Origin of the sequence: Nocardioides cavernae, assembly GCF_016907475.1 — a bacterium.
Taxonomy (GTDB): Bacteria; Actinomycetota; Actinomycetes; order Propionibacteriales; family Nocardioidaceae; genus Nocardioides; species Nocardioides cavernae.
In genome coordinates, this window is sequence record NZ_JAFBCA010000001.1 from 4,664,021 (window position 1) to 4,678,270 (window position 14,250).

The following is a 14,250-nucleotide window of genomic DNA, read 5'->3' on the forward strand; positions in this document are numbered from 1 at the left end:
CACCCGTCGATCTCGATACGCACAACGCCCGCCCTCGCATGCGAGGACGGGCGTTGGTGCTACTCGATCTGGCTCGTCACGCCAGAACGGATCGCTTCGCGATCAGTTCTGGTACGAGCCGAAGTCGAAGTCGTCGAGCGCGACAGCCTGCGACGACGGACCGAAGTCGTAGTCGTAGGAGTCGTAGCCGGTGACCGAGTAGGCAGCGGCGCGCGCCTCCTCGGTGGGCTCCACCCGGATGTTGCGGTAGCGCTCGAGGCCGGTGCCGGCCGGGATGAGCTTTCCGATGATCACGTTCTCCTTCAGGCCACGGAGGCTGTCGGAGCGGCCGTTGATCGCGGCGTCCGTGAGCACCCGGGTGGTCTCCTGGAAGGAGGCCGCCGAGAGCCACGACTCGGTCGCGAGCGAGGCCTTGGTGATGCCCATGAGGACCGGGCGACCCGAGGCCGGCTTGCCGCCCTCGGAGACCACGCGACGGTTCTCCTCCTCGAACCGCACCCGGTCGACCAGGTCGGACGGGAGCAGGTTGGTGTCACCGGACTCGATGACCGTCACGCGACGCAGCATCTGCCGCACGATGATCTCGATGTGCTTGTCGTGGATCGCCACGCCCTGCGACCGGTAGACCTCCTGGACCTCGTCCACGAGGTGCTCCTGGGCCTTGCGGACACCGAGGATGCGCAGGACGTCCTGCGGGTCGGGCGTACCGGAGGTGATGTGGTGACCGACGTTGATGTGGTCGCCGTCCTCGACGTTGAGACGCGAACGCTTCGACACCGGGATCTCCTGGACCTCGGAGCCGTCGTCGGGGGTGACCACGACGACGCGGGCCTTGTCGGTCTCCTCGATCTTCACGCGACCGGCGGACTCCGAGATCGGCGTACGACCCTTGGGCGAGCGGGCCTCGAAGAGCTCGACCACACGGGGCAGACCCTGCGTGATGTCGTCGGCGGAGGCCACACCACCGGTGTGGAACGTGCGCATCGTCAGCTGCGTGCCGGGCTCACCGATCGACTGGGCGGCGATGATGCCGACCGCCTCACCGATGTCGACGAGCTTGCCGGTGGCCAGCGAGCGGCCGTAGCACTTGGCACAGGTGCCGGTGCGGGCGTCGCAGGTCAGCACCGAGCGGACCTTGACCTCGGTGACACCGGCGGCCACGAGCTCACCGATCTTGACGTCACCCAGGTCCTCGCCGGCGGTGGCGAGCACCTCACCCGACTCCGGGTGGAGGATGTCGGTCGCCGAGGAGCGGGCGTAGGCCGACGTCTCGACGTGCTCGTCGTCGATCCGCTTGGGCAAGCCACGCTCGGTGCCGCAGTCGTCCTCACGGATGATGACGTCCTGCGACACGTCCACCAGACGACGGGTCAGGTAGCCCGAGTCGGCGGTGCGGAGCGCGGTGTCGGCGAGACCCTTGCGGGCACCGTGGGTGGCGATGAAGTACTCGAGCACCGTCAGGCCCTCGCGGAAGTTGGCCTTGATCGGGCGCGGGATGATCTCGCCCTTCGGGTTGGCCACCAGACCACGCATGGCCGCGACCTGCCGGATCTGGTTCATGTTTCCGGAGGCACCCGAGTCGACCATCATGTAGATCGGGTTCTTGCGGTCGAAGTTGGCCTCCATCGCGCGACCGACCTCGGCAGCAGCCTGGGTCCACAGCTCGATGAGCTCCTGACGACGCTCGTCGTCGGTCATCACACCGCGCTCGTAGTTCTTCTGGACCTTCTCGGCCTGGGCCTCGTAGCGGGCCAGGATCTCGGCCTTGCTGTCGGGCGTGGTGACGTCGTCGATCGAGACGGTCACACCCGAGCGCGTGGCCCAGTGGAAGCCGGCGTCCTTGAGGGCGTCGAGCGAGGCAGCGACCTGCACCTTGGTGTAGCGCTCGGCGAGGTCGTTGACGATCGCGCCGAGGCGCTTCTTGCCGACCTCCTCGTTGACGAACGGGTAGTCCGCCGGGAGCGTGTCGTTGAAGTGGACACGGCCGAGGGTGGTGTCGAGCAGGAGTGCGGTCCGCTCCTCCCAGTCGGCGCCGAGCTCGAGGTCGAGCGGCGGAACCACGTCGGTGAGGCGGATGCGGACCTTGCTCTGCAGCGTGATCTCGCGACGGTCGAAGGCCATGATGGCCTCGGCCGGGCTGGAGAACACGCGACCCTCGCCGGGCTCGCCCTCGCGGTCGGCGGTCAGCCAGAACAGGCCGATGATCATGTCCTGCGAGGGCATGGTCACCGGACGGCCGTCCGACGGCTTGAGGATGTTGTTGGTCGACAGCATCAGGATGCGGGCCTCGGCCTGCGCCTCCGCGGACAGCGGCAGGTGCACAGCCATCTGGTCACCGTCGAAGTCGGCGTTGAACGCGCCGCACACGAGCGGGTGGATCTGGATGGCCTTGCCCTCGATCAGCTGCGGCTCGAAGGCCTGGATGCCGAGGCGGTGCAGGGTGGGCGCACGGTTGAGCAGCACGGGGTGCTCGGTGATGACCTCTTCGAGGACGTCCCACACGACCGGGCGGGCGCGCTCGACCATCCGCTTGGCGGACTTGATGTTCTGCGCGTGCGACAGGTCGACCAGGCGCTTCATGACGAACGGCTTGAACAGCTCGAGCGCCATCTGCTTGGGCAGGCCGCACTGGTGCAGCTTGAGCTGCGGACCCGACACGATGACCGAACGGCCCGAGTAGTCCACGCGCTTGCCGAGCAGGTTCTGGCGGAAGCGACCCTGCTTGCCCTTGAGCATGTCGGAGAGCGACTTCAGCGGCCGGTTGCCCGGGCCGGTGACCGGACGACCGCGACGACCGTTGTCGAAGAGGCTGTCCACGGCCTCCTGCAGCATCCGCTTCTCGTTGTTGACGATGATCTCGGGCGCGCCGAGGTCGAGCAGGCGCTTGAGGCGGTTGTTGCGGTTGATGACGCGGCGGTAGAGGTCGTTCAGGTCGGAGGTGGCGAAGCGGCCACCGTCGAGCTGGACCATCGGACGCAGGTCCGGCGGGATCACCGGGACGGCGTCGAGCACCATGCCGATGGGCTGGTTGCCGGTCTTGCGGAACGCGTCGACGACCTTGAGGCGCTTGAGGGCGCGGACCTTGCGCTGGCCCTTGCCGTTGGCGATCGTGTCGCGCAGCGACTCGACCTCGGCCTCGATGTCGAAGTCCTGGAGGCGCTTCTGGATCGCCGTGGCGCCCATGTGGCCCTCGAAGTACTTGCCGAACCAGTTCTTCATCTCGCGGTAGAGGAGCTCGTCGCCGAGCAGGTCCTGGACCTTGAGGCTCTTGAAGGTGTCCCAGACCTCCTCGAGGCGCGCGATCTCACGGTTGGCGCGGTCGCGGAGCTGGTTCATCTCGCGGTCGGCACCGTCGCGCACCTTGCGCTTGGCGTCGGCCTTGGCGCCCTCGGCCTCAAGGGTGGCGAGGTCGTCCTCGAGCTTCTTGGCGCGATCCTCCACGGAGGTGTCGCGGCGCTTCTCGAGGCGCTCGCGCTCCAGGCCGACCTTGTTCTCCAGGGAGTCCATGTCGCGGTGACGCGAGTCCTCGTCGACCGAGGTGATCATGTAGGCGGCGAAGTAGATGACCTTCTCGAGGTCCTTCGGCGCCAGGTCGAGCAGGTAGCCCAAGCGCGAGGGGACGCCCTTGAAGTACCAGATGTGGGTCACGGGAGCGGCGAGCTCGATGTGGCCCATGCGCTCGCGGCGCACCTTGGAGCGGGTGACCTCGACGCCACAGCGCTCGCAGATGATGCCCTTGAAGCGCACGCGCTTGTACTTGCCGCAGTAGCACTCCCAGTCCCGGGTGGGACCGAAGATCTTCTCGCAGAAGAGGCCGTCACGCTCGGGCTTGAGCGTGCGGTAGTTGATGGTCTCCGGCTTCTTGACCTCGCCGTGGCTCCACGTGCGGATGTCGTCCGCAGTGGCCAGGCCGATCTGGATCTGCTCGAAGAAGTTCACGTCCAGCAAGATGTGTTCCTTTGGTTGCTGTTTGAGTCAGGTAGCTGTGGGACTGGGGAGTCCGGGCGGCGCGGGCGCCGCCCGGACGTCACCTCAGACTTCTTCGACGGAGCTGGGCTCGCGGCGGGACAGGTCGATGCCAAGCTCCTCGGCCGCCCGGAAGACGTCTTCCTCGGCGTCCTTGAGCGAGATCGCGCTGCCGTCCTGCGACAGCACCTCGACGTTGAGGCAGAGCGACTGCATCTCCTTGACGAGCACCTTGAACGACTCGGGGATGCCCGAGTCGGGGATGTTCTCGCCCTTCACGATGGCCTCGTAGACCTTCACGCGGCCCGGAACGTCGTCCGACTTGATCGTCAGCAGCTCCTGCAGGGCGTAGGCGGCGCCGTAGGCCTCCATCGCCCAGACCTCCATCTCACCGAACCGCTGGCCACCGAACTGGGCCTTACCACCCAGGGGCTGCTGCGTGATCATCGAGTAGGGGCCGGTCGAGCGAGCGTGGATCTTGTCGTCGACGAGGTGGTGCAGCTTGAGGATGTACATGTAGCCGACAGCCACCGGCTCCGGGAACGGCTCACCCGAACGACCGTCGAAGAGGGCGGCCTTGCCGTCCTCCTTGACCATCCGCTCACCGTCGCGGTTGGGGAGCGTGGCACCGAGCAGGCCGGTGATCTCGTCCTCGCGCGCACCGTCGAACACCGGGGTGGCGACCTTGGTGTTGGGCGTGGCCTTGTCGGCGCCGATGTCGATCAGGCGCTGCTTCCAGTCGGCGTTGCCCTTCTCACCGGACAGGTCGAGGTCCCAACCCTGCTTGGCGAGCCAGCCGAGGTGGAGCTCGAGGATCTGGCCGATGTTCATCCGTCGCGGCACACCCAGCGGGTTGAGCACGACGTCGACCGGGGTGCCGTCCTCCATGAACGGCATGTCCTCGACGGGCAGGATCTTGGCGATGACGCCCTTGTTGCCGTGGCGTCCGGCGAGCTTGTCGCCGACCGAGATCTTGCGCTTCTGGGCGACGTAGACGCGGACCAGCTGGTTCACGCCGGGGGGAAGGTCGTCGCCCTCCTCGCGGTCGAAGACCCGCACGCCGATGACCGTGCCGGACTCACCGTGGGGCACCTTCATCGAGGTGTCGCGCACCTCGCGCGCCTTCTCACCGAAGATCGCGCGGAGCAGGCGCTCCTCGGGGGTGAGCTCGGTCTCGCCCTTGGGCGTGACCTTGCCGACCAGGATGTCACCGGTGGTGACCTCGGCGCCGATGCGGATGATCCCGCGCTCGTCGAGGTCGGCCAGGCCCTCCTCGGAGATGTTCGGGATGTCCCGCGTGATCTCCTCGGGGCCGAGCTTGGTGTCGCGGGCGTCGACCTCGTGCTCCTCGATGTGGATCGAGGTGAGGACGTCCTCCTGCACCAGGCGCTGGCTGAGGATGATCGCGTCCTCGTAGTTGTGACCCTGCCAGGGCATGAAGGCGACGAGCAGGTTGGTGCCCAGCGCCATCTCGGCGTCGTCCGTGCAGGGACCGTCGGCGATCGGCGTGCCGACCTCGAGGCGGTCGCCGGCCTTCACCAGCGGGCGCTGGTTGATGCAGGTGCCCTGGTTGGAGCGCTTGAACTTGGCCAGCTTGTAGGTCTGGTAGGTGCCGTCGTCGTTCATCGTCTCGATGGCGTCGGCGGACACCTCCTTCACCACTCCGGCGTTGTCGGCCACGACCACGTCACCGGCGTCGACGGCGGCGCGGTACTCCATGCCGGTGCCGACGAGCGGGCTGTCGCTGACGACCAGCGGGACGGCCTGACGCTGCATGTTGGCGCCCATGAGCGCGCGGTTGGCGTCGTCGTGCTCGAGGAAGGGGATCAGGGCCGTCGCGACCGACACCATCTGGCGCGGCGAGACGTCCATGTAGTCGACCTCCTCGGCCAGGATCGCGTCGACCTCACCCTTCTGCTGACGCACCAGGACGCGGTCCTCGACGAACTTCATCTTCGCGTCGAGCGGCGCGTTGGCCTGGGCGATGACGTAGCGGTCCTCGTCGTCGGCGGTCAGGTAGTCGATCTCGTCGGTGACGACACCCTTGACCACACGGCGGTAAGGGGTCTCGACGAAGCCGAACGGGTTGATCCGACCGTAGGAGGCCAGCGAGCCGATCAGGCCGATGTTGGGGCCTTCAGGCGTCTCGATGGGGCACATGCGGCCGTAGTGCGACGGGTGGACGTCACGGACCTCCATGCCGGCGCGGTCGCGCGACAGACCACCGGGACCGAGGGCCGACAGGCGACGCTTGTGCGTCAGGCCGGCGATCGGGTTGGTCTGGTCCATGAACTGCGAGAGCTGCGAGGTGCCGAAGAACTCCTTCAGCGCCGCGACCACGGGACGGATGTTGATCAGGGACTGCGGCGTGATGGCCTCGACGTCCTGGGTCGTCATCCGCTCGCGGACCACGCGCTCCATGCGGGCCAGGCCCGTGCGGAGCTGGTTCTGGATGAGCTCGCCCACGGTGCGCATGCGGCGGTTGCCGAAGTGGTCGATGTCGTCGGGCTGGACCTTGACGGGAGCACCGTCAGGACCCTCGACGACGTTGCCCTCGGCGTCGACCAGGTCGGGCGAGTCGGCCTGGACACCCGCGGCGTGCAGCTGCACGACGTAGCGGATGGCGGCGACGACGTCGTCGATGGTCAGCGTCTGCTGGTCGAACGCCTCGTGGAGGCCGAGCTTCTTGTTGATCTTGTAGCGGCCGACCTTCGCCAGGTCGTAGCGCTTCGGGTTGAAGTAGTAGTTGTTGAGGAGCGTCTGCGCCGCCTCGGCCGTCGGCGGCTCGCCGGGACGGAGCTTGCGGTAGATGTCGAGCAGCGCGAGGCGGGTGACCTCGTCGTTGACCTGCTCGGCGGTCGGGGCCTCGCCCCGCGCCTTCTTCTGCAGCTCCTCGAACACGACCTCGTAGCGGACGCTGTCCTTCTCGAGGGTCAGCATCATCGACTCGTACTGACCGAACTCCTCGCGGATCTGGTCGGTGGTCCAGCCGAGCGCCTTGAGCAGGACGGTGACGTTCTGCTTGCGCTTGCGGTCCAGACGCACGCCCACCAGGTCGCGCTTGTCGATCTCGAACTCGAGCCAGGCGCCGCGGCTCGGGATGAGCTTGGCGGTGAAGATGTCCTTGTCGGACGTCTTGTCGGGGCTCGACTCGAAGTAGACGCCGGGCGAGCGCACGAGCTGCGACACGACGACGCGCTCGGTGCCGTTGATGATGAAGGTGCCCTTGCGGGTCATCATGGGGAAGTCGCCCATGAAGACCGTCTGGCCCTTGATCTCACCGGTCTCGTGGTTCATGAACTCGGCCGAGACGTAGAGCGGGCGGGAGTAGGTGAAGTCCTTCTCCTTGCACTCCTCCTCGGTGTACTTCTCGTCGAGGAAGACCGGGTTGTCGAAGGAGAGCATCATCGTCTCGGAGAAGTCCTCGATCGGGGAGATCTCCTCGAAGATCTCCTGCAGACCGGTCTTCTCGGAGACGTCCTCACCGGCAGCCCGACGGGCGGCCACCTCCGCCTCCCAGCGCTCTCCGCCGACCAGCCAGTCGAAGCTGCTCGTCTGGAGCGAGATGAGGGGGGGAACCTCGAGAGGTTCGGTGATCTTTGCGAAAGAGGTGCGACGGTGGTTACCAGCAGAGCTGCGCACGGCCAAGAGGTGTCCTCACAGATGAGCGAGTGATCGGCGCTGCCGACCACCACAACGGCCGTCCGGAAGGCGTCGGGCATCTGAGGGCAGGCGCAAGGGGACACGATAGCGCAACTCAGGACACGCCACAAACGCGGGGTCGATTTCCCAGAGGGTCAGCTCCACGCGTTGGCCATGACTATGAACGCCACACCGCCCCGGGTCAAGCAGAACGCGCCGATTGCTCCCCCGTTCTGCCGGCCTCCGCCGGCGCCCCACCTACCCCGGGGTGGGGGAGGTGACCAGGTCGTCGACCAGCCAGTCGCCGTCCACGCGCTGCATCGACACGGTCACCTGGTCCTTGTAGACCACCGGTTCTGCGTTGAGCTTGTTGGTCGTGGGGCGGTCCACGAAGACCAGCACCTGCACCCGGTCGGCGCTCGCCCGCACGACCCCGGAGGCGACGACCGAGGCGCCGACCTTCGTCTGCGTCTGCGGTGCGTTGTCCTCCAGGACCGTGAAGAGCTTGTCGTACTCCTCCCGGTAGCCGCCGGTCATCAGCGCCTGGGCCTCCTGCTGGTCGGCCTCGAGCGACTCGTAGTCGTAGGACAGCACGGGTACGACGGCGCGCTCCGCGGCGACCTGGGCGGCCCGGGCAGCCGAGTCGTCCCCGGCGGCCTCGCCCTGCGTCCACGTCCAGGCGGTCGCGACCACGAGCCCGGCCGCGAGGACGCCCAGCCCGGCAAGGAGCCAGGTCGGCACCCCTCGCGACGGTGCTCCGTCGGTCGGGGGACGGCGGAGGAGGGTGGCGAGGCCCGGCCTCGTGCGCGAGGGTCCCGTGACGGGCGCCGGGGCGCTCTCCTCGTCCGGCGGGAGCACGGGCTCGGGGTCCAGGCGGGCGTCGTACGCCTCACGTGCGGGCGGGTCGAGGAGCACCTTCGCGGCCCGGTTGAGGGTGTCGAAGCGGCGGTCGCCCGGCTCGAGGTCGGCGATCCGGCCCTTCCAGGCGGTGCGGACGTCGTCGTTCGAGGCGTCGCGCGGCACGTCGAGGACGTCGTACCAGGTGGGTGCGTCGCTCACGGGGCGCTCCCTTCGGTGGTGCCGTCGCCGGCCCCGGGCTCGGCGGGCGCGCTCACGGGGGTGAAGTCGTCGACGAGCCACTCGCCCTCGATCACCACCAGATCGACGGTGAAGCGGAACGGCAGCGGCTCCTGGTCGACGGTCCGCGCCTGCCCCGATCCCTGCCCCGATCCCTGCTTGCCCTGCGAGTAGCTGTCGGTGAACGCCCCGGCGACCAGCACCCGGGCGGAGTCGTCGTCGACGGAGGAGACGGCCGTGGCGAAGACGTCTGCGGTGCGGGTGATGCCGCCCTGGGCGACGAGCTGCTCGGCCGTGGCGACCTCCTTGTCGAAGTCGGCGGCGAACTTGGGCGTGATCACCTCGCGGACCTGGTCGCGGTAGTCGGGCATCTGCCCGGAGTCGTCGAGCATGTCGGGGCTGTAGGTGCCGAGCCGCTTCACGAACTGGTCGGTCAGGCTCATCACCTGCTCGCGCTCCTCGGTGTGGTCGAGGCCGCCGTCCGCGGTCGCGCGCCCGCCGGCCGTCAGCCACACGAGCAGGGCGAGGCAGGCCACGACGACGAGCGTGAGCGCGACGGCGAGGACGGTCCTCCACCGCGGCGGCCGCTCGGGGTCGCGGGTGGCGGACCCGGTCCCGACGGACCCGGTCTCGACGGACTCGCCCGGTCGGGCGAGGTCGGTCAGCACGGACATGTTCCCTCCCTGGAGCTCCGACCCCTCCTCCAAGGGGTCTGGAGGGTCAACGACCCTCTGCCCCGGAGGTCACGCCGTCACCCAGCAGCGGCTCGAGGTAGAGCCACTTCCAGCTGTCCTCCCCCAGCGTGCGCGGCGCCGCCGCACGCGACCCGGTGAGCCGCTCGATCTCCGCGGGGTCGGAGGTCACGGCGCCCGTCTCCGGGTCGTACGCGAAGTCCGCGGCACCCCATCCGGTGGCCGCCCGGGGCGCCTGGATGTTCTGCGCGCCGCGTGCGTTGGACTTCGAGGCGGGCTCGGTGCAGCCGGCGCCCTCGTCCATCGCGGCGTCGCTGCCGTCGAGGGGCGAGCGGCGGTCGGTGCCCTCGTAGCCGCCCAGGCACACGTGCGGGTCGGAGGTCAGCACCATGCCGAAGTGGGCGTCGTACAGGCCGGTGCCGGGTGACCTCGACACGACGGTGTAGCCGCCCTCGACGACGTAGGGGTAGATCACCAGGAGCTGCTCGATGCCGTCGAGGTGCTTGACCACGATCTCGCCGGTGGTGACCAGGTTGTTGATGAGGTCGCCGAGCTCCACCTCGTTGTCCTCGAGGAAGACGCGCAGCTCGTTGGCGCCGAGCGAGCCGTCCTCGATCAGCCGGCGCAGGTCGCGGTCGTGGTCGGCCACCGTGGTGGAGAACACCGAGAGGTCCCGCGCGAAGCGACGGAAGGCGCGCTCGGAGTCGATCTGCCCGTTGAGGACCGTGTTGCTGTCGCGGATGAGGTCGACGGTGACGTCGAAGTTCTGCTCGGCCGCCGTGATGAACGCGCTGCTGCTGTCGAGGATGGTCTGCAGGTCGTCGCCGGCGCCGTTGAACGCGAGGCCGAGCTCCGAGGTCACGGTGCGCAGGTCGTCCTGGTCGACGCTGCGGACCGTCTCGTCGAGGTGGGTCAGCAAGGTGTCGGTCTGGATCGGGGTCGTCGTCACGTCGCGCGCGATCTCCGAACCGTCCTTCAAGTACGGGCCGTCGTCGCTCTGCGGCTGCAGCTCGACGTACTGCTCGCCGACGGCCGACCGGTTGCCGACCAGCGCGTGCGCGTCGGCCGGGATGTCGTCGTGCTCCTCGTCGATGTCGAGCACGATGTCGACGCCGTCGTCGGTGAGGACGAGCTCCTTCACCTCTCCCACGCGCACGCCGCGGTAGGACACCTCCGCTCCCGCGAAGGCGCCGCCCGAGTCGGCGAAGTGCGCCACCACGGCGTAGCTCTGGTCCATGACGAGGCGGTCGAGCCGCGCGTAGCGGGCGCCCACGAAGCTGACGCCGACCAGGGTGATGATCGCGAAGACGAGCAGCTGCAGCTTGGTCCGGCGGGTGATCATCGCGTCACCATCGCCGGGACGAGGAGGCTCACGAGCGCGGGGTCGTAGACCTCGGCGAGCTCGCCGATCGTCGGTCCCCGTCCCCTGTCGGGTGGGGCGTCGGCTGGGTACGCCCCGGGCCGGGGCAGGCCGGGAAGGGTGATCGTCGGGATCGACGGGACGGGGAGGCTCGGCACCGTGGGCGTCGGCAGCGGGACGGTCGGGTCCCCCGAGCCACCGCAGAGGCCGGGCACGGGGTACTGCTGGCACACCACGCTGATGACCGACCCCGGCAGGCCGACGCACGCTGCCACGTCGCCGCGACGCAGTCCTTCCAGGCACTTGTTGATCGCGTCGAGCGCGTCCTGGCACAGCTTGCTGGTGTCGGGCAGCGGGCCGTCCTGCGGCAGGGCGCTCAGCGGGATGCACGCCTCGGTCGGCAACGTGGTCGGGATCGTCGTCGGGATCCCGGTCAGGTCGACGTCGAGGGTGATCGACAGGTTGGTGTAGTCGCCCATGTGCAGGTTGCGCGCCACCTGGGGGTCCCGGCCGACGACCTCGTCGACGAACGGGTAGGTGAGGAAGACGTGGAACGCGTTGGTGAAGTCGTCACCGGACGCGGCGAGCTGGGTCAGCACCGGGTCGAGGCGCTGGAGCGAGGTGATGGTGGCGCCCTTGGAGCGGGTGATCACGTCGACCGCGACCGACGACAGGCGGTCGAGGGCGGCGAGCATCTCGACGAGGTCGTCGCGCTGGCGGTCGATGGAGTCGAGCGCGCTGGGCAGCTCGTCCAGCGCCTTGTCGATCGTCGGCAGCTGCTTCTCCGCCGCGAGCGCGAGCCGGTTGAGGGACTCGATGGCGTCGACGATGTCGGTCTTGTTCTCGTCGAGCTGGCCGGTGAAGGTGCGCAGGTTGCGCAGCACGGAGCGCGCGGAGTCCTCGCGGCCCTCGAGGGCCCGGTTGAGCTCCTGGGTGATGGTCTTGAGCTGCGCGACGCCGCCGCCGTTGAGCAGCAGGCTCAGGGCGCCCAGCACCTCCTCGACCTCCGGGTTGCGACCGGCGCGCTCGATGGGGATGACCGCCCCGTCCCGGAGCCGGGACGGGATCGCGCCCTCGTCGGGGGCGCTGAGCTCGACGAACTTCTCGCCGAGCAGGCTGGTCTGGCGCAGCTCGGCGACCGCATTGCCGGGGAGGTCCACGTCGCGCTGGATCTCGAGCGTGACGAGGGCCTGGTAGCCCTCGAGGTCGATGGCGGACACCTTGCCGACGCTCACGTCGTTGACCTTGACCGTCGACTGCGGCACCAGGTCGAGGACGTCGGCGAACTCCACCTTGACCGTCATCGGGTCCTCGCCCACGTCGGGTCCGCCCGGGAGCGGCAGCGAGTAGACGCTGGCCTCGCAGGCGGACAGGAACAGCGTGACGAGCACGCCGAGGACGAGCACCTTGAGCCGGGTCACCGCTCCACCTCCGTGTCCGGCGCGACGAGGCCGCCGAGGGTCGGGTCGAAGACGTCCTGCGCGGGCAGCGGCGCTGCCGTGCGGTCGAGCGCACCGGCGCGGGGCCGGGCAAGCAGATCGGTGATCCGGTCACAGACCTGCCCCGAGCGCTCGACCTGGCCGACGAAGCCGCACAGGAACGCGGCCGGGTCGATCTCGAGCTGGTTGATGGACTCGCCGAAGTTGGCGCGCGTGTCGAGCGTGCCGGCCTGCGGGTTGTAGGTCAGCGCGAGGTTGTTGAGCGCACCGGGGGCCACGTGGAGGATCTCATCGAGAGCCGCACGCTGGCGCACCAGCACCTTGGCGACCCGGTTGATGCCGGTGATGTTGCGGCTCAGCGACCCCTTGTTCTCCTCCACGAACTCCTTGACGGAGGTGAGCGCCACCGAGAGGTTCTTCGTCGCCGCGACCAGCTCCTCGCGCTCCCCCGCCAGCATCGTGGACACGTCGGCGAGGGACTGGTTGAACTGGCGCACCGTCTGGTCGTTGTCGGCGAGGGTCTCCATGAAGCCGCCGAGGGCCTCGACCGAGCCGAACAGCTCCTCCTTGTTGTCGGCGAGCGTGGAGCTGAGCCGGGAGTAGTCCTTGATCGTCTGCCGGAAGGTCGTGCCCTGGCCGCCGAAGTTGTCGGCCGTGACGGACAGCAGGTCGGAGAGGGCGCCGGACTTGTTGGCGCCGCGGGGCCCGAGGGCGACGTTGAGGCGGTCGAGGCTCTCGTAGATCTGGTCGAGCTCGAGCGGCTGCGCCGTCTCCTCGACGGTGAGCTCGGCGTCGTCGGCGAGGACCTTGCCGGTGCCCGGATAGGCGGGCGTGAGCTGGACGTAGCGGTCGCCCACCACCGACGGCGCGATGATCACCGCCCTGGCGTCGGCCGGCAGCTTCACCTCGTCGTCGTACGTCATCGTCACGGTCACGTCCGTGCCGGTCGGCGCGACCCGCGTCACCGTCCCGACGGCCACGCCGAGCACGCGCACGTCGCTGCCCTCGTAGACGGAGATGGCGCGCGGGAAGTGGGCGACGAGGGTCTTGGACGTGTCGCCGCCCAGGACGCTGACGGCCGCCGCGACGACGAAGCCCAGCACGACGAGCGGGACGAGGAAGCGCTTCACGAGGTCCATGGGTCAGCCCACCTGCGGGACAGGCGGGAAGTTGGAGATCCACGTGTCGAACCACGGACCGGTGCCGAGCGTGTTGGCGAAGACGCGGTAGAAGGGCGCCATCAGCCGCAGGCTGCTGTCGAGGTTGTCCTCGTTCTTGTTGAGGACCGCAACGACGTTCTCGAGGTGGGCGAGCGCGGGCTTGAGGTCCTCGCGCGACTGGTCGATGAGCAGCGTGAGCTCCTTCGAGAGCGTCGTGCTGGACACCAGCAGGTCGTGCACGGCCTCGCGCCGGGCGACGAGGGCCCGGAACAGCACGTCGCTGTCCTCCATCAGCTTGACGATGTCCTGGTCTCGCTCGTCGAGGACGGTCGAGACGCGTTCGAGGTTGACCAGCAGGGTGTTGAGCTGCTCGTCCTTGGCCGCGACGTTGGACGAGAGCCGGCTCAGGCCGTCGAGCGCGCCGCGGAACTCCTCGGGGGTGTTGCGGGTGAGGTCGGCGAGCGTGGTGAGCGACTCGGCGAGCTGGTCGGTGTCGATCTGGTCGGAGGTCGAGGCGAGGCCCTCGAATGCCTCGACCACGTCGAAGGGCGAGGAGGTGCGCGCCGCGGGGATGGTGGCCCCCTCGTCGAGGCGGCCGCCGCCGGCCGGCTCGAGCGCCAGGAACATCGCCCCGAGGATCGTCTTGACCTTGATCGCGGCGCGGGTGTCGCTGCCGAAGTCGGCGGCGTCGTCGACCTTGAAGCTGACCCGCACCTCGTCGCCGGCGAGCTCGACCTCGTCGACCTTGCCCACGCGTACGCCGGCGATGCGGACCTCGTCGTTGACCTTGAGCCCGCCGGCCTCGGTGAACATCGCGTGGTAGGTGTCGCCACCACCGATGATCGGCAGGTCGTCGGCGCGCAGCGCGGCCGCCAGGACCATCGCCATCACGACGAGGCTCACGGCACCCACGA

8 protein-coding genes are annotated in these 14,250 nt (G+C 68.8%); all 8 read right to left on the minus strand.

Annotation, left to right across the window (positions count from 1 at the left end; genetic code table 11):
- Nucleotides 1–102: 102 nt before the first annotated feature.
- The 8 genes from JOD65_RS22025 to JOD65_RS22060 all read right to left on the minus strand — a co-directional run bounded on the left by JOD65_RS22025 (nucleotide 103) and on the right by JOD65_RS22060 (nucleotide 14,239).
- A complete protein-coding gene (locus JOD65_RS22025; RefSeq protein WP_191194509.1) occupies nucleotides 103–3,948 on the minus strand; it encodes a DNA-directed RNA polymerase subunit beta' in 3,846 nt (1,281 codons plus the stop codon).
- Nucleotides 3,949–4,032: 84 nt separating this feature from the next.
- Nucleotides 4,033–7,608 (minus strand): DNA-directed RNA polymerase subunit beta, encoded by a 3,576-nt coding sequence (rpoB, locus tag JOD65_RS22030; RefSeq protein WP_372440140.1) that lies wholly within the window; start codon nucleotides 7,606–7,608, stop codon nucleotides 4,033–4,035.
- A gap of 258 nt (nucleotides 7,609–7,866) precedes the next feature.
- A complete protein-coding gene (locus JOD65_RS22035; protein ID WP_191194507.1) occupies nucleotides 7,867–8,667 on the minus strand; it encodes a J domain-containing protein in 801 nt (266 codons plus the stop codon).
- Nucleotides 8,664–9,359, minus strand: a complete 696-nt coding sequence (locus tag JOD65_RS22040) for a hypothetical protein (RefSeq protein WP_191194506.1) — start codon at nucleotides 9,357–9,359, stop codon at nucleotides 8,664–8,666. The genes JOD65_RS22035 and JOD65_RS22040 overlap by 4 nt, the downstream gene beginning before the upstream one ends.
- A 46-nt stretch (nucleotides 9,360–9,405) precedes the next feature.
- Nucleotides 9,406–10,719, minus strand: coding sequence for an MCE family protein (locus tag JOD65_RS22045; protein ID WP_191194505.1), 1,314 nt, complete (start codon nucleotides 10,717–10,719; stop codon nucleotides 9,406–9,408).
- Complete coding sequence (locus JOD65_RS22050; protein ID WP_191194504.1) at nucleotides 10,716–12,158, minus strand: MCE family protein; 1,443 nt, start codon at nucleotides 12,156–12,158, stop codon at nucleotides 10,716–10,718. The genes JOD65_RS22045 and JOD65_RS22050 overlap by 4 nt, the downstream gene beginning before the upstream one ends.
- Nucleotides 12,155–13,315, minus strand: a complete 1,161-nt coding sequence (locus JOD65_RS22055; protein ID WP_191194503.1) for an MCE family protein — start codon at nucleotides 13,313–13,315, stop codon at nucleotides 12,155–12,157. Before JOD65_RS22055 ends, JOD65_RS22050 begins: the two co-directional genes overlap by 4 nt.
- A gap of 3 nt (nucleotides 13,316–13,318) precedes the next feature.
- Nucleotides 13,319–14,239 (minus strand): MCE family protein, encoded by a 921-nt coding sequence (locus JOD65_RS22060; RefSeq protein WP_307821337.1) that lies wholly within the window; start codon nucleotides 14,237–14,239, stop codon nucleotides 13,319–13,321.
- Nucleotides 14,240–14,250: the final 11 nt, after the last annotated feature.